At 61.0% G+C, this 20,290-nt stretch carries 18 protein-coding genes and 1 tRNA gene; 13 read left to right on the top strand and 6 right to left on the bottom strand.

Annotated features, from left to right (window positions below; all coding sequences use genetic code 11):
- Positions 1-183 precede the first annotated feature (183 nt).
- A complete protein-coding gene (locus tag ACUZ9Q_RS12650) occupies positions 184-2,172 on the top strand; it encodes a cache domain-containing protein (RefSeq protein ID WP_233483352.1) in 1,989 nt (662 codons plus the stop codon).
- A gap of 135 nt (positions 2,173-2,307) precedes the next feature.
- On the opposite strand, the gene thiM is transcribed toward ACUZ9Q_RS12650, so the two are convergent.
- Positions 2,308-3,141 (bottom strand): hydroxyethylthiazole kinase, encoded by an 834-nt coding sequence (thiM, locus tag ACUZ9Q_RS12645; protein WP_449247993.1) that lies wholly within the window; start codon positions 3,139-3,141, stop codon positions 2,308-2,310.
- A gap of 97 nt (positions 3,142-3,238) precedes the next feature.
- On the bottom strand, positions 3,239-3,586 hold the full coding sequence (locus ACUZ9Q_RS12640; protein ID WP_022659776.1) for a DsrE family protein: 348 nt from the start codon (positions 3,584-3,586) through the stop codon (positions 3,239-3,241).
- Between the two features lie 132 nt (positions 3,587-3,718).
- Between ACUZ9Q_RS12640 and ACUZ9Q_RS12635 the strand changes: the two genes are divergently transcribed.
- The 5 genes from ACUZ9Q_RS12635 to ACUZ9Q_RS12615 all read left to right on the top strand — a co-directional run bounded on the left by ACUZ9Q_RS12635 (position 3,719) and on the right by ACUZ9Q_RS12615 (position 11,675).
- A complete protein-coding gene (locus ACUZ9Q_RS12635) occupies positions 3,719-5,704 on the top strand; it encodes an autotransporter assembly complex protein TamA (protein ID WP_449247992.1) in 1,986 nt (661 codons plus the stop codon).
- Positions 5,704-10,116 carry a translocation/assembly module TamB domain-containing protein gene (locus ACUZ9Q_RS12630; RefSeq protein WP_449247991.1) on the top strand — a complete coding sequence of 1,471 codons (4,413 nt, stop codon included), beginning with the start codon at positions 5,704-5,706 and terminating at the stop codon, positions 10,114-10,116. Before ACUZ9Q_RS12635 ends, ACUZ9Q_RS12630 begins: the two co-directional genes overlap by 1 nt.
- A gap of 246 nt (positions 10,117-10,362) precedes the next feature.
- Positions 10,363-10,821, top strand: coding sequence for an MOSC domain-containing protein (locus ACUZ9Q_RS12625; RefSeq protein ID WP_192112746.1), 459 nt, complete (start codon positions 10,363-10,365; stop codon positions 10,819-10,821).
- Between the two features lie 21 nt (positions 10,822-10,842).
- Complete coding sequence (locus tag ACUZ9Q_RS12620; RefSeq protein ID WP_449247990.1) at positions 10,843-11,157, top strand: hypothetical protein; 315 nt, start codon at positions 10,843-10,845, stop codon at positions 11,155-11,157.
- Positions 11,154-11,675: a GNAT family N-acetyltransferase gene (locus ACUZ9Q_RS12615; protein ID WP_449247989.1), complete on the top strand. Its 522-nt coding sequence runs from the start codon at positions 11,154-11,156 to the stop codon at positions 11,673-11,675. The genes ACUZ9Q_RS12620 and ACUZ9Q_RS12615 overlap by 4 nt, the downstream gene beginning before the upstream one ends.
- A 41-nt stretch (positions 11,676-11,716) precedes the next feature.
- Here the strand turns inward: ACUZ9Q_RS12615 and uvsE are convergent, their stop codons facing one another.
- Entirely contained in the window at positions 11,717-12,970 is a 1,254-nt protein-coding gene (gene uvsE, locus ACUZ9Q_RS12610; protein WP_449247988.1) for a UV DNA damage repair endonuclease UvsE, read from the bottom strand.
- Between the two features lie 346 nt (positions 12,971-13,316).
- On the opposite strand from uvsE, the gene ACUZ9Q_RS12605 reads away from it, so the two are divergent.
- The 6 genes from ACUZ9Q_RS12605 to ACUZ9Q_RS12580 all read left to right on the top strand — a co-directional run bounded on the left by ACUZ9Q_RS12605 (position 13,317) and on the right by ACUZ9Q_RS12580 (position 18,482).
- Positions 13,317-13,889 carry a cytochrome c3 family protein gene (locus ACUZ9Q_RS12605; protein WP_215648387.1) on the top strand — a complete coding sequence of 191 codons (573 nt, stop codon included), beginning with the start codon at positions 13,317-13,319 and terminating at the stop codon, positions 13,887-13,889.
- Positions 13,886-14,332, top strand: a complete 447-nt coding sequence (locus ACUZ9Q_RS12600) for a hypothetical protein (protein WP_192112751.1) — start codon at positions 13,886-13,888, stop codon at positions 14,330-14,332. The genes ACUZ9Q_RS12605 and ACUZ9Q_RS12600 overlap by 4 nt, the downstream gene beginning before the upstream one ends.
- Positions 14,333-14,443: 111 nt before the next feature.
- The gene (locus ACUZ9Q_RS12595; protein WP_227118077.1) at positions 14,444-16,714 is read left to right on the top strand and encodes a nitrate reductase; all 2,271 of its coding nucleotides are present in this window, start codon (positions 14,444-14,446) and stop codon (positions 16,712-16,714) included.
- Between the two features lie 78 nt (positions 16,715-16,792).
- A complete protein-coding gene (locus tag ACUZ9Q_RS12590) occupies positions 16,793-17,134 on the top strand; it encodes a hypothetical protein (RefSeq protein ID WP_215648391.1) in 342 nt (113 codons plus the stop codon).
- Positions 17,131-17,655, top strand: a complete 525-nt coding sequence (locus tag ACUZ9Q_RS12585; protein WP_449247987.1) for a 4Fe-4S dicluster domain-containing protein — start codon at positions 17,131-17,133, stop codon at positions 17,653-17,655. The genes ACUZ9Q_RS12590 and ACUZ9Q_RS12585 overlap by 4 nt, the downstream gene beginning before the upstream one ends.
- Positions 17,652-18,482 (top strand): 4Fe-4S binding protein, encoded by an 831-nt coding sequence (locus tag ACUZ9Q_RS12580; protein ID WP_449247986.1) that lies wholly within the window; start codon positions 17,652-17,654, stop codon positions 18,480-18,482. The genes ACUZ9Q_RS12585 and ACUZ9Q_RS12580 overlap by 4 nt, the downstream gene beginning before the upstream one ends.
- Before the next feature lie 271 nt (positions 18,483-18,753).
- Here the strand turns inward: ACUZ9Q_RS12580 and ACUZ9Q_RS12575 are convergent.
- Both ACUZ9Q_RS12575 and ACUZ9Q_RS12570 read right to left on the bottom strand, forming a co-directional pair.
- Positions 18,754-18,838: transfer RNA gene (locus ACUZ9Q_RS12575), tRNA-Leu, on the bottom strand.
- 41 nt (positions 18,839-18,879) lie between these two features.
- Complete coding sequence (locus ACUZ9Q_RS12570) at positions 18,880-19,311, bottom strand: hypothetical protein (protein ID WP_192112768.1); 432 nt, start codon at positions 19,309-19,311, stop codon at positions 18,880-18,882.
- 122 nt (positions 19,312-19,433) lie between these two features.
- Here ACUZ9Q_RS12570 and ACUZ9Q_RS12565 point away from each other — a divergent pair, with 122 nt between their 5' ends.
- Positions 19,434-19,904: a phosphatidylglycerophosphatase A family protein gene (locus ACUZ9Q_RS12565; protein ID WP_192112769.1), complete on the top strand. Its 471-nt coding sequence runs from the start codon at positions 19,434-19,436 to the stop codon at positions 19,902-19,904.
- A 102-nt stretch (positions 19,905-20,006) separates the two neighbouring features.
- Here ACUZ9Q_RS12565 and infA read toward each other — a convergent pair whose 3' ends face one another.
- Positions 20,007-20,225: a translation initiation factor IF-1 gene (gene infA / locus ACUZ9Q_RS12560; protein WP_006008898.1), complete on the bottom strand. Its 219-nt coding sequence runs from the start codon at positions 20,223-20,225 to the stop codon at positions 20,007-20,009.
- Between the last annotated feature and the right edge of the window lie 65 nt (positions 20,226-20,290).

Raw genomic sequence — 20,290 nt, 5'->3', positions numbered from 1 at the left:
AATTTTTCACAGGTTCTTTGCCCCCCCGCTTGAGTTTTGATACAGCTACTGTAATTTGCAACGGATTATTAACTGTCCGTTCTTTTGCTCTGCGTTGCGGCGCCAAGAGAAAATCCGAGCGAGGTGATTGTGCGCGACCCCCATGCGTCCACGAAAGAGGCCGTTGAGCAGTTGATTCCCTTTATGCCTGATATCAGGCGGTGCCACACGGTTTTTTCTCAACTGGAACGGCAATGGACGTGGATTGCCCTCACGGGCAAGATCAACTGCAACGCCATTGCCGCCACCCTCTTTGATTTCATCTTCAAAACCCGTGATACTTTTGGACTGCTGCGGCAGGACATGACCAGCATGCTGGGCGAAAAACTGCTTGAAAAAGCCGTGCGCGAAATGTCGCCCGTAGCCCAGGTGGTGATGGACATCATCAAGCGCAATCTTTATGAGCGCACTGCGGACGTGAGCTTTCTGGCAACAGATGGCGAAATTGTGGGTTTTTTGCAGAGCGGCGCATGCGATGTGCCCACGCTACGCGCCCGGCTTGCTGCCTACCGCTCAAAATACAGCGTGTACCGTGACATTCTGGTACTTGATCCGCAGGGTCGGGTGTGCGTGCAGCTTGATACCAAAAGGCCGGTGAGCGTCTCAAACGATCCGCTGGTCAGGCAGACTCTGGGCGCGCCGGAATTTGTGGAAACATTTCGGCCCACAGACCTCGCCCCCGATGGCAGGTCGGCCCTTGTATATTCCCATGCTATCCGGGCCGAAGGCGTCACCGAACCCCTGGGCGTGCTCTGCCTTGTATTTGATATGGACGGAGAAACCGCTGACCTCTTTGCGGGCATGGCGCGGTTTGCACAGGATATGGTCATCCTGCTGCTGGACGAAAAAGGTCAGGCCTTTGCCAGCAGCGATACGCGGATGGTCCCCATCGGGCGCTCTTTTGCCCGCACACCGGAGGACAGCTTTGCCGTGACCTCCCATGCCAGCAAGGCAACCCTGGCGGTCTCGCGTCCTTCAGAAGGCTATCAGGGCTATGAAGGGCAGGCATGGCAAACCCACGTCCTGCGCAACGCGCAAAGCGCTTTTGCCAGCAAGGCGGCAGAAGGGATTGATGTTGCCCTTGTGCGGCGGGAAGCGGGATTCTCCGCCCAGTTGACCAGCATTGAAGAGCAGGCTGGCGATGTTATGGGCGATCTGACGCTGGCGGCGCTCAACGGGCAGATAATGGCCGCCCGTCAAAGCGGCAACGCGCGGGAAGACGAGCGCCATGCCGCCCAGGCTCTGCCGCCCATCCTGGATGCCGTGCGCAAAATGGGCATCGAGATGGAGCATGAGTTCCATTATTTCACTGATGGCCTGCTGAAAACGGTAACGGCCTCGCGCCTGAACGATGCCTCGTTTCTGGCCTCCATAACCGTGGAAATAATGGATCGTAACCTGTATGAGCGGGCCAACGACTGCCGCTGGTGGGCGCTGACGCCGGATTTTCGGCGTATCCTTGCGCAGCCGTCCATCAGCAGGGGCGACCTCTCTCGGCTCGAGGATATTCTGGAATACATCAACAGCTATTACACGGTGTATTCAAACCTGTTTCTCTACGATGCGCGCGGAACTGTAGTGGCCTGTTCGCAGGCCGGGGAACGTGGCCTCTACGGACAGCAGATAGGCGAGGAGTATGTGCGCCGCACGTTGTCGCTCAAGGATTCGGACGATTTTTCCGTATCGCCCTTTCGTGCTACTGAACTGTATCACCCCAAGGGCGCGGCGCAACCAACCTATGTGTACAGCGCTCCCGTGTTTGCTCCACAGGGGGGGCAGGCCGTTGGCGGCATAGGCATTGTTTTCGATTCCCTGCCGCAGTTTGCGGACATGCTGGGCGATACCCTGCCCAAGAATGGGGATGGCGCAGTGATCACCGGTGCGGCAAGCTTTTTTGCCGAAGCGGGCGGAATCCTTGTGGCCGCCAGCGAAGCCCACATGCATCCCGGAGAAAACTGTCAGTTACAGCCCCAATGGATGGCCCTTGGGCAGGGTGAATGCACCTCGCAGCTCGAATCTGTAGACGGTGTACTGTATGCCGTGGGGTGCGCGCGCTCGCGCGGCTACCGCGAATACAAGCGCGATGGGCGCTACGTCAACGATGTGCTCTGCGTTGTGCGGCTGCCCATTTAGAGCTGTAACTCATCCATTCGTAAGCTGAGCTAAAAGTTTTTTCAGCCAGCCCGAAGCCAGAATTGCAAACGCCCTCTGCCGCTCAAATGTCGAGCGGCAGAGGGCGTTGTGAGTAGTTGAACTCTGGAGCGCAGGTCAGGCTATGTGCTGTACCTTGCCCCGGCAGGTGATGGCGGGGCCGTCAAGGGAACTCATGGCATCCAGCAGCAGCGTGCGGTAGGTGCCTGTGCCGCCCCCCACGGCCCCCATATTTTCTGCGGCGATCTCCCCGGCCACGCCCATGGAGCACATGGCGCACAGGCAGGCCTGCGGCAGCTCAGCCGGGGCAGCGCCCACGCAGCAGCCCACCACGGCGGCTGTCATACAGCCTGCGCCGGTGATGCGCGTCATGAGCGGGTCGCCGTTGCTGACGGCCCAGGCCCCCTTGGGGTGGGCCACAATGTCGATGCGCCCGCTGATGATGATAATCGCACCAGTGGCGGCGCACATGTCCATAGCCATGCGGGCCGAGGCGGCAAGGTTGTCTTCTGAAACGAGCGTGCCTTCATCGGCGTCAACACCGCGCGCCGTGGCTTTGTCGCCCGCCAGAAAACGGATTTCAGAACTGTTGCCCTTGATGACGGCAAAGCGCACTTCCCGCATCAGGGTGCACAGTGTTTCGTTGCGCAGGCTGGAAGCGCCCGCGCCCACAGGGTCGAGCACAACGGGAATGTTCAGGGCATTGGCGCGTTTGCCCGCCGCCAGCATAGATGCCGCCGTGCGGGTGTTGAGTGTGCCGATATTGAGAACCAGAGCCGAACTGAGGCCCACAATCTGCTCCACTTCCGCCGCATCATCAGCCATGATGGGCGATCCCCCCGCAGCCAGAATGATATTGGCGCAGTCATTGACTGTCACATAGTTTGTAATGCTGTGCACCACGGGGCTTTGGCGGCGCACCATGTCGAGAATTTCCCCAAAGCATTCCATGCTCTGTCTCCCCCGGCCAGACCGGAAGCAATAGTAAAAAAAGCGCAGGGTAGAACGCGCTCAGACACCGCAGATGCCCACAGAAACGCAGTTCGTCCTAGGGCTTGATGTAGGCGAAACCTTCGCGTTGCAGGCGCACAATTTCCACAAGACCGGCGGGCACAACATCGCAGCCGGGCCAGATGTCGGCATGGTCGATCTTGTTGTCGGCCAGCGCGTTGGCGCACAGCAGAATGCGCAGACCCTGATCCTGCAAGGGGGCCGCAATGGCGCGGAATTCTTCATTGCCCTTGACGAACTGGGTGACGGCTGGGCCGTTGGCTACAACCACAAGCTGAAAGCGTTCTTGGGGCAGGGCTTTGATATAGTTGGCCGCATTACGAAGAACAAGGCGCAGAATGGCGGGGTCCTTGCTGTCCATGTGCAGGCAGAGATCGTAATTCATACTTCTTCCTGTTGTTATGCGTTGCGCAGGCTGCAAGGCCTGTTGCAACAATCCTAGCCAAGCGGCAGTTTTTTGCAAGCAACAGTTGCGAATGGTTCTTGATTCATGCGGCGGGGCAACGTATGGTTAGGTATGATGTTTAACCTTGGCAAACCAAGGCCCCAAGGGGCGCACTGTCTTGCCTTGCTGCGAGCGCTCGCAGTCTTGGTGTTGCTGCTGTGCGCCGGGGGCTGCGGTTTGCTGGCCCGCGCGCCCGCAGAAGAACCGCAGCCAGCGCCGCCGGGGCTGGAAACGGCGTGGCAGGGCAAGCCAGTGCCGTACAAGGTGCGCATCAAGGTGCAGGATGGCCCGGATTCTCTGGCAGGGCAGATGAAAGCCTCAAGCCAGCTTGTGCAGCTTGCCAAGGAGCCGCCAGACAGCCTGCTGGCTCTGGAAAGGCGCGCCAGAGCCGACACCGCCAGCGCGCAAAGCCTGCTGCATTCCCAAGGCTATTATGACGGCCTTGCTTCCGTTCAAATAGACAAGGACGCCTCGCCCGTTGTTGTTGACCTCGTTCTTTCGCCGGGCAAACGCTACAGCCTTGGCCGCGCCGATGTGTACTACGATCCGGAACCCGACATCCCGCAGTTTTTCCGCAACCGGCAGCGCGAGGTGGGCTTTTGGGGGCTGCAAACAGAACCCGTGCCCCCGCCGTCCTTCCCCACGGTTTTGCCCGGCGTAGCCATTGGCAAGCCTATTGCCGCCGATGACCTGCTCGCGGCGGTGGATGCCCTGCCAGAATCCTTGCGGCGGCAGGGCTATCCCCTGGCCGCAGTGGCGGATACCAGCTACACCCTCGACCGCGAGGCCCGCAAACTCAATGCCGATATCCTGGTGCGGCCCGGCCCTCCGGCGCTCATGGGCCGCATCGAAGTGCGCGGAGCCAAGGAAGTGAACGCCGAATACGTACAGCGGCTCGCCCCCTGGAATGTGAGCGAGGAACCGTGGGATTCGGACATGGTGGAAGACTACGCCAACAAGCTGCGTGGTCTGGGCCTGTTCCGCTCCGTGCAGGTCAAACCTCAGGAAGAAAATCTCGCCTGGGGCGCGGGGCGCGAAAGCGCCTCCGTGCTGCCTCTGGAAGTGACCGTGGCAGAAGCGCCCTTCCATTCGGTGGGGGCCAGCGCCCGGTACGATACCGATACTGGCCTCGGTGTGGAAGGCATGTGGGAAAACCGCAATGTCTTTGGCAATGGTGAAAAGCTCACGCTTTCAGCGCCGCTGGCTACGGAAACGCAAGGCCTCAAGGCTGTGTTTGAAAAGCCTGCCTTTATGGCCAGGGAGCAGAAACTGCTCGTCACCGGCTCCACCCTGCGGGAAGATACCAGCGCCTACGAAAAAATTGCGGGCAGCGGCTCCGGCGACATCGAACGGCGGCTTTCGCGCCAGTGGTGGGGCAGCGCTGGTCTTGGAGGCGAAAGCGGCACCATCAAGGATAACGAGCAGGATCCCAAGGGCTACGGATTTTTTGGGCCACGCGTGGGCCTGCGGCGTGACACGCGCAACAATATCCTCAATCCTTCCGACGGCTCGGAGCTTGCGGTCAAGGTCAAGCCTTACACGGGCTTTTACGGCGAATCATTCAACGTCATGACAGGCGTTGTTTCAGCCAGCGGCTACTATGCCCCCTTCCGCAAGGACGGCCTGCCGGACGACAAGCTTGTGCTGGCGGGCAGGGTTGAGGCCGGGGGGCTTGCTGGTGCCGGGCTGCGCACCATCCCGGCCAGTTTGCGCTACTACACGGGCGGGGCGGGTTCTGTGCGCGGCTATGCCTATCAGTCGCTCGGCCCGCGCGACCACAAGGACGAGCCGCTGGGCGGGCGTTCCTATCAGGTGGTCAATCTTGAGGCGCGCTATAAAATTACCGAAGATGTGGGCATTGTGCCTTTTCTGGATGGCGGCATGGTCTACAGGGACGAGCTGCCGCGCATCATTGGCGACATGAACTGGGGAGCTGGCCTTGGCCTGCGGTACTACACGCCCATCGGGCCCGTGCGGCTGGACGTGGGCTTTCCCCTGCAGCCCATTGACGGCGACCCCCCGGTGCAGATTTACGTCAGCATAGGACAGTCTTTCTGATGGACCAGGAACACAGCGCGGCCCCGCCGTCTTCCTCTTCTGCCACACCCGCCGCTCTGGGCGGCAAGGCTTCCCCCAGTGCGGGCCAGCCCGGCCACAGAAAACCCTCTGGCGGGGGCAGTGGTCCCTTTCGCAAGTGGCTGCGCCGTGCTGGCTGGGCGCTGGGCCTGTGCGTACTGTTGTGCGCAGTTGCCCTTGCCGCAACCCTCGCGGCCCTGCGCAGCGAAACCGCGCAGGGCTGGCTGACGGAAAAAATCAATACAGCTATGGAAGCCGCGCCGCACGCTGGCGCAACCCCTGCCGGGGTGCGGGCGCGCATCACCCATCTTTCCGGCTCCCTGCCCTTTGAATTTTCTCTTGGTGTGGAGTTGTTCGACAGTGACGGCCTGTGGATGCGCCTGCCGGACTGCCGTGCGCAGTGGGACTGGCGCGCCCTGCCTTCGGTCGTGCGTATTGCTTCTGTAGATGTGAACGATGCGCAACTGCTGCGCCTGCCCATACTGCCGGACGCGCCTGTGCCTGCGCCTGCGCCGTCCCTGACTGAGGCGACCTTGCGCGCCATGCTGGGCGATGCCCTTCGCACGCTTGGCAGTTTGCCCGGCTGGTTGCCGCAGGTGCGCCTTGAAGGGCTGAGCATCCTCAATGCCCGTTTGCCTCAGGCCTTGCTGGGCGGGGAGCCTCCTGCCGCTGCCCGGAATGGAACTCCGCCAGCCGCTACGGGTGCCGCGCCAGATGCTGAAAGAAGTGCGCCTGCCGGCGCAGAGGCCCAGCCAGCGGCATCCGGCGCAACGTTGCCCGAAATGCATCCCGAGACGCATCCCGATACGCAGGGCGGAGGACAAAACAACACTGCTGCCGATGCCAGTCTTGAAGGCAACCTGAGCTTGGTGGCCGGAACACAGGGTGCGAAAGCATCCCTGCTGGTCAGGATTGCATGTGCGGAAGATACCCCCCTGCACGTGGCCGGGGCGGCAATCTACGGGGTGGAGTCAACAGCCCTTCTTACCCTTGCTCCCTCCCGCGTGGGCGAAATTCTTGCACTTGATGCCACAGCGGAGTTTGCCGCAATCCTGCGCAGATATCCCGACCCTGTTGCCGAGGATTCTCCTGCAAGCCTCCCCGCAAGTTCCCCCGTAAAAATATCTTCTGCCAATGATCAGCCCGCCGAACCAGGTGCACTTGCCGCCTTGCTGCGTGAAGGCGCCAATGCGCGGCTGCGCCTTGCGGCGCGCGTGACGGCTCCCACCGCAGATGGCGAAGCTGTCGGGGCCAGCGCTGCGCTGGAGAAAATCAGCATTGAAGCCGGGCCTCTGCATCTTGCCGGTCACGCAAAGTGGGACGCTGGCGGAGCCGCATCGTGGCTGGACGGGCCGCTGGATGTGGATATTCAGGCCAGCCTGGGCGAGAAAGCTGATATGGAAAAAGAAGCTGCTGAGAAATCCGCATCCACATCAGCCGTTGCCCTTTCCACGAATAGCGGCGGGCTGTTGCCGCAACGCGCCCAGTTGCGCATCACGGCAACGGGGCCGCTGCAAACTCCAGATACCCAGATAGCGCTGGCTTGCTCCGCGTGGAACGTGGGCGGGCATGCTCTGGCGGATATTTCCCTGAAACTGCAATCCACGCCGCTCAACTGGGGGCGAGTGCTGCTTGGCGCTATCAAGCAGACAGGTGCAGCTCCGGCAGAAATCGGGCTGTCAGACCCTGGCCAAAAAGAGGCGGAGCAGGCAGCGGAACTGACAGTTAAGGTGCAGGCCTCTGCCGTGATGGATAACCATCCACAGCGTTTTGGCGCTACGCTTTTTGCCCTGAACGACAGGGAAGACGGGCATGGTCTTTTGCGCGCTGGCGTGCGTGATCTTCAATGCCAGTTGCTGGGCGTAGCTGGTTCCGGTCAGGTGGCTGCGGCCTTGCCTCTGCCGCCTTTGGCGGGCGGCATGCCCCGCGTGGACGGCAAGGTGGATGTGCGCGTGTCCGACTGGCAGGCGCTGTCAGCCATGTTGCCGGGGGCGCGGCTGGACGGAGACGCAGCGCTCTCCCTTGAATTCGTTTCGCAGCGGGCGGAATCTGCGGTGCCCATAGCCGCTCAAAATTCGTCAGCTCAGGATTCGCCAGCTCAGAGTCCCCCCGATCAGAATCCTCAGGCCCAGACAAAGCATACTCCTGCCCCGCAGGCCGCGTACACCCAGCAGGCAACGCTTCGCTGGCGTGTGCCCCGGCTGGCCTATCGGGCAGGCAACGGCCAGCCGGTGGAAGCCCAGGGTTTGGAGGGCGAGGCGGTGCTGACTGATGCCCTTGGCAAGGGCCTGCTTGCCGCCCGGCTTGACCTCGCCGGGGTGCGCAGCGGTGCCATTCGCCTTGGTGCCAAACTGCGCGCGCAGGGTTCCATATTCGGGCCATTGGAGGCCAGCCTTGAAACAGGCGGATTTGCCGCAACGCGTTGCGCAGTGCGCTGGCAGCCCGGTCTGCTTGAATTGCGCCGCCTTGATCTTGACCTGCCCGCGCAAAAGCTGGGCCTGCACGCGGCGGCAGGGGCCACAGTGCGCTACGGCGCGGGCGATCTGGCGGTCAGCGGTCTTGATGTAGCCATGAAGCCTTCCGGCAGGTTACGGGCGCAGGCCGCCTTTGGGCCGGAAAAGCTCGATCTGCGCCTCACGCTTGAACATCTTTCGCTCGCGCCCTGGCATGTTCTGATCCCTGCCCTGCCCAAGGGCGAGCTTGAGGCCAGCGCGCGGCTTACCGGCACCCCGGCCCAACCCGGCGGGGATATACGCGTGGATGCGCGCGGCCTTGTGGTGCCGGGGGCGGCGCTCAAACCCATGAATCTTGCGCTGACAGGCAAGCTGGAGCGGGACAACGCTGGCGGCGGTGCGCTGGCCCTGCGTCTTGTGCCGGATCAGGCCACGGTGGCGGCTCTGGGCGGCACGGAATGCCGGGTAGAGGCCCGTTTGCCCCTTCTTTTCGGGCCGGACGGATTGCCGAGCCCGAACATGCAGGGGCCGCTGCGCGCATCCTTGCGATGGAACGGAGCCGTGGCCCCCTTGTGGAGCCTGATGCCTGTGGCTGATCAGCGGCTTGCGGGGCGGCTTGCTCTTTCGCTTGATGTGGGCGGCACCCTTGAGGCCCCGGCCCCCAAGGGGTTTGTGCGCATGGACGATACCCGCTACGAAAATTTGCAGTACGGCGTGCTGCTCACGGGCATCAACCTGCGGCTTGAACTTGAAGAAGGCCGTGGCGGCGCATTGGGGTTTGCCCGTCTGAACCTCGCTGCAGCCGACGGGCAGGGCGGTACAGCGCGCATCACAGGGCAGGGCAGGCTCGACGGCAGCATGCTTGATTTCAATGTCGTGGTTGACCATCTGCGCCCCTTGCGCCGCCGCGACATCCGCGTGGAGCTTTCAGCGCAGGCTTCCGTGGCTGGCAGCGCCGCAGCGCCCCAAGTACGCGGAACCGTCACCGTGAATCAGGGCCTTGTGCTGCTCAATAACCTTGACGTGGGCGGCAGCATCACCACTCTGCCCATCAGCGAGGTCTCGCCCGTCTGGGCCAGAGCAGGGCATGAGCCGCCCACGCCTGCCGTGCCGCAGGGCAAAAAGACAGCATCCCCCGCAGCCGTCGGCCCAGCCCCAACTGCTCCCGCTTCTGGCGGCAGTGCGGGCCTGCTGGACTTGCGCATTGTCATCCCGGGGCGCTTTGTCGTGGAAGGGTTTGGCCTCAAGAGCGAGTGGAAGGCAGACATGCACGTGGGTGGTACGCCCGCCGAACCGCTGATCTCCGGCCAGCTTAACGCCGTAAAAGGCAGCCTTGATATTCTGGGCAAAAATTTCAAGCTGGCGCGGGGCGCTGTGACCTTTGGCGGCGGGGCTGTATCCAATCCCCTGCTGGACATCATGCTGACCACTCAGACCCCTGCACTCATGGCCAATATCAGCATTGTTGGTACGGTGCGCAAAATGCAGTTGATCCTGAGCAGCGACCCTGAAATGCCGCGCGATGAAATTCTTGCCCAGATACTCTTTGGCAAAAGTGCCAGCGAACTTGGGCGGTTCGAAAATCTGCGTCTGGCTGCTGCCGTGGCCCAACTGGCCGGATTTGGCTCGGGCAGCGGCGGCGGTGTGCTGGATTCTGCACGTCAGGCGCTGGGCGTCGATGTGCTGCGCTTCAATTCCGGCGCTTCCGGCACAAACGGGACGGGCCAGTCGGGCCAAGGCGGCGAAGGCATGGCGGCGGGCAGCTCGGTGGAGATGGGCAAGTACCTCACGGAAGATATTTATGTGGGCGTGCAGCAGGGTGCCAAACAGGGCACGACTGCCTTTGTTATCCAACTGGAGCTGACCCCGAGGGCCAACCTCGAACTGCGCACCGAGCAGCAGAGTACCAAGGGCGGCCTGACCTGGAAGTACAATTACTGAGGCGGCCCATCTTGGCGGGCGGCGCGGGCTGTGATAACCTACGTAAATAGTGGTATTCGGTGGCTCCACTGCTCACGCGCCTGTTTGTTTGGCTTTTCGCCTACGGCGATCTGGCGGGTGGGCAAGCATACCTGAGGTGTCAGGCAGCGGGCTTGCCGCCTGACTGGACGCAGCCGTCTATCTGGGGCAGACTGCGGGCAGCCGCTTGCAGGCGGCAAGGCATAAAGACAGCAAAGGAACAGCATTATGGGCAAGATTATAGCCATTTGCACCAGCCAGAAAAAAGGCACGGCCAAAAAGGCCGTAGATCAGGCAAATATTTTAGAAAATCACGGCATTGAGGGCGATGCCCACGCGGGCAACTGGCACCGTCAGGTGAGTTTGCTTTCGTGGCAGGCCATTGAGGCCTTCAAGGCGCGGGGCGCTCTGGTTGCCAATGGCTGTTTTGGAGAAAACCTGATAGTGGACGGCATTGATTTTGCCGCGCTGCCGGTGGGAACCCGTATCGCGTGTAACGACGTGCTGCTGGAAGTTTCGCAGATCGGCAAGGAATGCCACAGCCATTGTCAGATATTCCACACCATGGGCGAATGCATCATGCCCACCCAGGGGGTCTTTGCCAAGGTGCTGCACGGCGGCGCTGTGCGCACGGGCGACATGATGGAAGTACTGGCTCCCTCTGCCGGGGAAGCCGCGCCTGCATAACACGTTCAGGTCGGGAGACATATGGAAACGCTTAAGATGTTGCTGCGCACGGCGCTGTTTCTCGGCGGGGTAACAGTGGTTTTTGTGGCCTATACTGTTTGCGTGGCGCTGGTCGAAAGACATTTTTCGCCCAAGTACGCCAAGGGGCAAGAACCAGCGGCTTCGGCTGCGGCTTCGGCCGCGCCTGACCGCGAGGCTCGCGCCCGCGCCCTGCTCGACAGCGGCCAGATGGTCAAGGAGCAGTTTACCCTTGAAGTGCAAAGCCATGTGCCGCCCCTGCGTGTAGACCGCACTGCCGGTCTGCTGGCCGGGGTTGCTCACCAGAGCGGACGATGAGCGGCGCTGACGAAAAGGCTCTTTTACAGACATTGCGCATCCGGCAGGCAACGGCCTGTGATCATGCTGCGTTGGCGGATTTGTGGCGGCGCAGCGTGGAGGCTACCCACTATTTTTTGTCTTCCGGCGAGGTGGAACGCCTGTTTCATGATGTGCACAACACCTATCTGCCGGGCGTGGAAATCCTATGGGTGGCGGAGCTTGCGCCTTGCGGACAGACTGCCCTCGCGCAACACGCTGCCGGCATCTCGCTGGCGGGCTTTATTGGCTGCAACGGCGCTCAGGTGGAGATGCTTTTTGTTGAGCCGCGCTGCTTCCGCCACGGTGTGGGCAGGGAGCTTCTGGAGCATGTACGGGCCTTGCATCCACGGCTGGCGCTGGATGTGAACGAACAGAATCCGCAGGCTCTGGCTTTTTATGAGCGGCAGGGTTTCAAGGTGGTGGGGCGCTCGGCTCTGGATGGGCAGGGTAATCCCTACCCGCTGCTGCACATGGAGTGGCAGGGCGAAACAGCCTGACATTTTTCGGCGCACGGTTCTGCCCTGCGCCGATTTTTTTGCTACAGATAAAAATAGATGCTGTGCAGCAGGTATTCCACCTTATGCCGTTCGGCCAGGGTCAGCAGCAGACGCTTGACGCGCGGCAGGGTGGCAATGCCATTTTTCAGCTCAGCCATGCCCGTCAGGGCGCGCTTTTTTTCTGCGGGCGAGGCCAGCTTGTCCACATAGCCCCACACATGCTCGGCAGCATTGCGCGCCTGCGGGCCGTAAAGTTCCTTTTCCATCGCCTGCTCCACCAGCGCATAAAAACCCTTGGCATCGGGCGTCTCCGCCTTGAGCAGAGCGCGTATGCCCGTGTAGGCGGCCTGATCCCGCTCCAGCACCAGATACTTGTATCTGGCCCACTGGGCTGTAAGCTCCTGCCGCGTCAGCCCAGGATTGGCAAGCTGGATGCACTTTTCGGCTGAAAGGTTTTTGTCCTTCACCTCCAGCATCACATCCACCTCGCGCTGCCCCAGCGATTGATGAAATTCCATAAATTCACGCATGGCAATGGAGCGCGAGTGCATGCCCGGTTTGCCGCCTGCAAGCTGCTGGCTGTAATGCAGTTTGGGGCGGCCATGCTGCGGAGTCCAGCTCTCCATGGCGCGATCAAGCCAGTACGCCAGATTTCCCTTTGCCGGGGCATTCAGGGAATGGTGAAAAACGTCAAAGATGGCGGGCAGGCCGCATTTCCCGCAGATACACAGAGCATCTTCAATAGTAAAGGTGCGCTCATCGTTTTCAAGCGAGATGCGGGCCAGCACGTGCGGCGGCAGGGCCAGCAGATTTTCCGCCAGCCGTGCGAGGGCAGATGCCCTGTCGCCATAGCCCCCGCCAAGGTGCAACACTATGCGGGCGCTGCCGCCCGCCCCAAGCGCGTCAAGAAAGTCGGCATGGAATACAAGGTCGGCAACGGCGTGCTCCACTACATCCTGCCGGGGGGAGTTCAGCACCGTGTACTGACCGGGATGCATGGAAACCCGGATGCCGGTTTTCTTCAGCACGGCGCGCAGTGCCTCAAACTCCTCGTGCAGCCGGGCACGCCAGTCAAATGTGTTTTGCGGGTGCGAGGCCAGCGGGATGATGTCCGAGCTTATGCGCATCAGGGGGATGCGCGCCGAGGCGCAGTAGCGCAACATGTTTCCCAGTGCGCGCAGGTTGTGGCGGCACACGGTGAGCATGTTTTCGGGCGTGGCCCGGGCAAGGGTAAGGGCGCTCAGGTCAGCGCCGGGTACCCCGATGGTCTTGCAGGCAAATCCATAACGTATCATGGGCATACTGTAGCGGATTTGCACTGGGCCGCAAGAGGCTGCCAGTCCGCCAAAAGTTTACGTTCCCGAGTCCGCTTGTTGGCTGGCTCGATTTTTTTTGTCTGCTCCAGTTGTCACATTGTCAGAATAAGATGACTTTTGTCATTTTATTCTGACAAATCCTAAGCCCCCAGCCTTCCAGCAGATCACAAACTACCGCTAATCACACAAATTTTTAAAACAGGGTTTTTGGCACCTCTTTTGCTTTTTGTGGTGAAATTCACAATTTGCGCCCTGCCGCAGGCATATCCCCGGACGGGAATGCCCTTTTGGCATGGCGGCACCATCAGCCATGGAGACCAAAACCATGCCGTATCCTTCTAAGCGCGTCTGGATTGTGGGCTGTATCGCCCTGGCCGCGTGCGTGGGCCTGGCGGCAGCGGGAGTGTCGTATTCGTCGCGGACGGAGTTTTGTCTGTCGTGCCACGAAATGCGCGTGTATCAGGATGAACTGATGCTCTCCCCGCACGCCAAGGACGCACAGGGCAAAGCCATCGGATGCTCGCAATGCCATATCCCTTCGGGCAATCTGGCCCGCATGCTCGGCGCCAAGGCATGGATGGGGATAAAAGACCTGTGGGTTCACAATGTGGAGGGCGGTACGGATCTTGACCGGGCTGCCATGCAACCCATTGCCCGCCGCTTTACGGACGATGCCAACTGCCGCGCCTGCCATCAGGATTTGACCCGCAATGCCAAGGCAGACGGGCCGATCTCGGCAGAGGGCCGCCTTGCGCACGACAATTACGAAGGCAAGAACGGTCAGGCCCGCAGCGGCTGCGTGGGCTGCCACCGCAACCTTGCCCACTTGCCCGTATTTGACGAGCGCATTCCCGCAAACCAGAAGTTCGCACAGAAAATCAAGGAGATACGGCCATGACCCGCAACAAGAAACTGCTCATCGTTCTGCTTGCCCTGGCGGTGCTGACGGGCGGCTATTTTCTGTATATGGCCTGGGCCTTCCCTGCGGAGCGCTGCGAGGCGGCCAAGCATCTGGATTCTCCGCAAATGGCGGGCGATTGCTACGCCTGCCACATGAAGAGCACCCCCCGCCTTGCGCAGGAATGGTATGAGAGCAAGCACGGCATCACCCTTGTGCGTTGCCAGACCTGTCACGGCATGCCAGACGGCAAGGGGGCCATTCCCTTTACCCGCAAGCCGGGGGTTGAGGTCTGCGCCCGTTGCCATTCGCTTTCCATCCAGCGCATGGAGGCCAAGTTTGGCAAGCGCGATGACTGTTCCGCCTGTCATCCCAATCACCAGAGCCCCATGCACGGCAAGGCTTACGAATACCGTATGCCCAGCGGCAAGACGGACTGGTAGCCCGCACGTGCGGTATGCGCCGCATCTGGCGGCGCAGGGTGGGCCAGTCCGCAAGCAGGGCGGCCCGCAGTAAAAAAACAATCATGCCAAGCTAACAGCGAGGTTGCGGATATGAATTCATCGCGTCGTGACTTTTTACGTTTTTTTGCCATGTCTGCCGCTATGGCGGCGGCCACGGGCGTGGGCCTGCCAACCCTCGCCCTTGCTGCGGACGATCAGAAACCCGACAAATGGGTCAAGGGCGTATGCCGTTACTGCGGTACCGGCTGCGGGGTGATGGTGGGCGTTAAAAACGGCAAGGCCGTTGCCATTCAGGGCGACCCCAACAACCACAATGCGGGCCTGCTGTGTCTTAAAGGCTCGCTGCTCATTCCCGTGCTCAACTCCAAGGAACGCGTCACCCAGCCCATGGTGCGGCGCAAAAAGGGCGGCCCCCTTGAGCCTGTGAGCTGGGATGAAGCCCTTGACCTCATGGCCTCCAAGTTCCGGCACAGCATTGATACTTACGGCGCCAATTCCGTTGCATGGTATGGCTCCGGCCAGTGCCTGACGGAAGAAAGCTACCTCGCCAGCAAGATATTCAAGGCTGGCTTCGGCACCAATAACGTGGACGGCAACCCCCGCCTGTGCATGGCCTCGGCTGTGGGCGGCTACACCACCACGTTCGGCAAGGACGAGCCCATGGGCACCTATGCCGACATCGATCAGGCCACCTGCTTTTTCATCATAGGTTCCAATACCTCAGAGGCGCACCCCGTGCTGTTTCGCCGTATTGCCCGCCGCAAGCAGGTGGAGCCGGGCATCAAGATCATTGTGGCTGACCCGCGTCGCACCAATACTGCCCGCATAGCCGACATGCACGTGGCCTTTCGCCCCGGCACGGATCTGGCCTTCATGCACAGTATGGCCTGGGTCATCATCAATGAGGAGCTGGACAATCCGCGCTTCTGGCAGCGCTATGTGAGCTTTGTGGATGCCGAGGGCAAACCATCGGACTTTGAAGGCTACAAGGCCTTTCTGGAAAACTACCGGCCTGAAAAAGTAGCCGAAATCTGCCGCGTCCCTGTGGAGCAGATTTATTCGGCGGCCAGAGCCTTTGCCGAATCGTCCGCCACCATGAGCCTGTGGTGCATGGGCATCAACCAGCGCGTGCAGGGGGTTTTTGCCAACAACCTCATCCACAACCTGCATTTGCTGACCGGGCAGATATGCCGCCCCGGCGCAACGCCTTTTTCGCTCACGGGCCAGCCCAACGCCTGCGGCGGCGTGCGCGATACCGGCGCGCTCTCGCATCTGTTGCCAGCGGGTCGCGCCATTCCCAATCCCAAACACAGGGCAGAAATGGAAAAACTCTGGGGCCTGCCGGAAGGGCGCATTTCGCCCAATCCCGGCTACCACACCGTGGCGCTTTTTGAGGCACTGGGCCGGGGCGATGTGAAGTGCATGGTCATTTGCGAGACCAATCCCGCGCACACACTGCCCAACCTGAACAAGGTGCACAAGGCCATGTCGCATCCGGAATCGTTCATCGTATGCATTGAGGCCTTCCCCGATGCCGTCACCCTGCAATACGCCGACCTTGTGCTTGCGCCTTCCTTCTGGTGCGAGCGTGACGGCGTGTATGGCTGCGGCGAGCGGCGTTATTCTCTGACAGAAAAGGCCGTGGATTCGCCCGGCCAGTGCCGCCCCACGGTGAACACTCTGGTGGAATTCGCCAAGCGCGCAGGCGTTGATCCCAAGCTGGTGAACTTCAAAAACGCCGAGGACGTGTGGAACGAATGGCGCATGGTGGCCAAGGGCACCACCTATGATTTCTACGGCATGACGCGTGAGCGCCTGCGTAAGGAATCAGGCATCATCTGGCCCTGCCCCTCGGAGGATCATCCCGGTACCAATCTGCGCTTTGTGCGCGGGCATGATCCGCTGGTGCCAGCCGATCATCCGGACAAGTTCTTCTTTTACGGCAAGCCGGACGGCAAGCCCACCATCTTCATGCGGCCCGCCAAGGGCGCTGCGGAAGAGCCGGATGCCGAATACCCGCTGTACCTTACCTCCATGCGCGTTATCGACCACTGGCACACAGCGACAATGACGGGCAAGGTGCCGGAACTGCTCAAGGCCAATCCGGCGGCATTTGTGGAGATCAACGAGCAGGACGCCGCCTCCCTCGGCGTGAAGCACGGGGACAACGTCATTCTGGAAACCCGGCGCGACAAAATGGAACTGCCCGCGCGCGTGAGCGATGTGTGCAGGCCGGGGCTTGTGGCCGTGCCGTTTTTTGACCCCAAAAAGCTGGTCAACAAGCTGTTTCTGGACGCCACAGACCCCGGTTCGCGCGAGCCGGAATACAAGATATGCGCCGCGCGGGTGCGCAAGGTTTAACGCCCGGCGGTCAGCCCCATATGTATGAAAGTCCCCGTCCGCGTGCTGACATGCGGGCGGGGTAACGCGGGAGGAAATATGGCTATTGCGGGGATAATCCTGAGTGTGTCTGCCGCGGCCTGCGCAGGGCTTGAGAAAGAGTTGCGGGGCAGGGACGGCATTCTGGATGTGAAACGCACGCCGGACGGTGCGGACATTGGCGGGCTGGTGGTCGTGGTGGAGCAGCCTTCGGACAAAATCCAGAAGGAACTCATGGCCCTGAGGGAACTGCCGGAGGTGGACGATCTTCATCTGGCCTTTGCCGATTATGAGGATGATCTGGACGCGCAAGGGCACATGGGCTGCCCTGCGCATGAATCGCGCTGCCATGCGGGCGCGGGTGATGGCGAGAGCGGGGAACAGGCAGGGGAGACGAAATGAGCCTTTTTGTGCCGCCTCTGCGCCCGCCGGGTGCTATGGATGAAGAAACCTTTTTGCGCAAGTGCGTGCGTTGCGGCAAGTGCGTGACCGCCTGCCCGCACGAAAGTATTGAGCTGGCTGGCGGTCTGGGCCGCTCGCGGCGCACGCCGCAGGTGCGCCCCCGCAGAAAACCCTGCTACCTCTGCATGAAGTGCCCGCCCGTTTGCCCCACTGGGGCGCTGGATACGGGCGTAAAGGAAATTGCGCGGGCGGGAATGGGGCAGGCCTATATTCTTAAAGACCGCTGCCATAATTACAAAACCGGCACCATGTGCATGACCTGCTACGACCGCTGCCCCCTGCGCGGAACAGCCGTGGTGCTGAGCGGCGGGCTGGTGCCTGCCATGACCACGGCTTGCGTTGGGTGCGGCATCTGCGACTATGTCTGCCCGGTGCAGGCTGTGGAGATTGTTCCCGCTTCATCCCGCTTTGTGCCGCCGCTGGCGGCTCCCACGGAAAAAGCGCCCGGAGGCAAGTCATGAAGATTCTCGCTTGGGCGCGGCGCGGCGTGCAGGTGCTGGTGGTGGCGGGGCTGTGCGTGCTGCCGTGGCTCAATGCAGCAGAACTGCGCCAGATCAGTGGCAGTTTTTTTGCGCTGGATTTTTTCGGCATCCCCTTTGCTGACCCGGTTGGCGCGGCTCAGGTTGCGGCTACGGGCTTTTTGCCCGGCGAGCGCCTGCTGGCCGGGGCCTTGATCTCGCTGGCGCTGGCATTGGTGCTGGGCAGAGTTTTTTGCTCGTGGATATGCCCCTACGGATTTTTTTCCGAGCTGGCGCACTGGGCGCGTGGGCGTCAAGGCGGCGCGCACGTGAAGGAAGGCCGTGCGTTTGCGGGCAAGGCTCTGCTGCTGGGGGCAGGGCTTGCGGCGGTTCTGGTGGCGGGCTTTCCCGCAATGGGTATTGTTTCGCTGTCGGGTGAGCTATCACTCCTGCCCATGCTTGTATGGCAGGGCGGGGACTTCTGGCTTTTGCTTGGGGCAGTGGCTGTGCCGCTGGCGGCGCTGATACTGGAGCTTGCGGTTGGCAAAAGGCTGTGGTGCCGGTTTGTGTGCCCGCAGTCGGTCCTGCTTGGCGCTGCGGCCCAATGCCTGCCCGCCAAGGCTCCGGGCCTGCGCATCGGCTGGCAGGCGGCAAACTGCACCTGCAAGGGCAAGGCTCCTTGCCAGCAGGCCTGCTCGCTTGAGCTGAATCCGCGCCGTAAGGGCGGCCCCGAGCGCAGGGACTGCACCCACTGCGGCGACTGTGTCAATACCTGCGCGAGCTACGGTAAGGCGCTGGAGTGGCGGGGGATGGGTAGAGGGGGAGTATAGCAGGAATTCGTTCCGCTACTATTTTTCCACACGGCATTGTTCCCACACCACAACTACGCCGATTAGGAAGATTGAATTTTTCTAGTAACCATAATTGTTGCAGAACATTTCAGAATTAAACTGAATTTCTGTCAATGTTCACGCTGCCAGCGTAATGAGGCATTTTCATAAATAATCATTTCATTTTTGAGGATTGGCACATCTGTGGACCAAAAAGTCAAATTCCCGGATTCGTCATTTTGACGAATCCGGGAATTTCCTTGATATTGCTTGGTACCCGGAGCGGGACTTGAACCCGCACACCTTAACGGCCAGGGATTTTAAGTCCCTTGTGTCTACCATTCCACCATCCGGGCATGTGCTGCGCGTGGCAAGCGGCGAGAGCCGCTATGATCTGTTATGCGTCCGGTTCTTCCCCGGCCATATCCTGCGGGCCGGAGCCTGCAATGCGCCATGTTTTGAGGCCGCTTGGCGGGTCTTCGGGAACAGGGCGTTCCTCTTCCTGCCATTCGCCGGGGCGCAGCCAGAAAACGTGCATGGATTCAAAATTCTTGTCCAGGCACAGCAACCTTCCGCGTACGCCCTGCGGCAGCAGGGCCGCAATTTCGAGCGCAATCTTGCGGTACACATACAGTCTGTGCGCTTCAAAAACGCACTGGAACATAAGCGCATCGCCCAGTGGCGTAAAGTCCAGATGGGCCGCCCCGGCCCGCTGGAGCAACTGCTCAACCTCGCGGGTCAGTTCTTCCTCCACTTCAAGCAGGGCCTCGTATGTGAGGCTGTCGTCATAGCTGAAGTGGGCAAAAAGTTCGCTGCGGTTTTTGTCCATGCGCTTGCATATACGGCAAAGAAGCCCTTTAGGCAATAATTGCGCGTGGATGTCTTCAGTGCTGGTCTTGCGGGCCCTTTGGGCGTAAGGTGCACAAAAAACACGCACATAGCGGAGGCCGCATGAGTTTTTTTGACAAGCTGATCCTGTCGTTTTGCCGTCTGGGCGTGGCCGGGCTTGACCCCAAGGCTCCCGGCACGTGGGGCACGGCCATAGCCTGCCTGCTGGCGCCGTATATTTTTCTGCCCCTGTCCCTGCCGTGGCGCGTCGTGCTGCTGGTCGTGATTTTTGTGGTCGGCGGCTTGGCCTCCACCCGCGCCGAGCATTTGCTTGAGCGCAAAGACCCCGGCGAGGTTGTCATCGACGAGTTGGTGGGGGTGTGGCTTGTGCTGCTGCCTTTTGAAAGCCCCAGTTTCTGGCTGGTGCTGGCGGCTTTTGCCTTTTTCCGGCTGTTCGACATTTGCAAGCCGTGGCCCGTGCGGGCTTCTGAAAACTGGCTGCCCGCCGGGTTTGGCATCATGATCGATGATGTTGTGGCTGGCGTGTGGGCCTTGCTGTGCGTGGCTCTGCTGCGTGTGCTGGGCCTTGTGTAGGCCGCGAGGGCAGGGCCACAGAATAGGTGGAAAGCTGCAAGGGGGCGCGGCCAATGGCGCAAAAGGCCACTCTGGTGGCGGAAAAAGCCGCCGCGCCCGCAGCTACTTCATGCGGTAGGTGATGCGCCCGCGGGTGAGGTCGTAAGGGGAAAGCTCCACCTTGACGCGGTCGCCGGGCAGAATGCGGATATAAAACTTGCGCATCTTGCCAGAAATGTGGGCCAGAACTTCGTGGCCGTTCTCCAGTTCCACACGGAACATGGCGTTGGGCAGAGCTTCCTGCACCACGCCGTCTACTTCGATTGATCCTTCCTTGGCCATGAGTACTCCAAAATATGATGTGGATAAACGCCGGTCAGCTTCACAAAAAAGCGGAGCGCTGTCAA

It is taken from the genome of Desulfovibrio desulfopostgatei (genome assembly GCF_053570645.1).
Note: the sequence above shows the minus strand (reverse complement) of the source record. Positions and strands in the feature narration are given on the sequence as shown.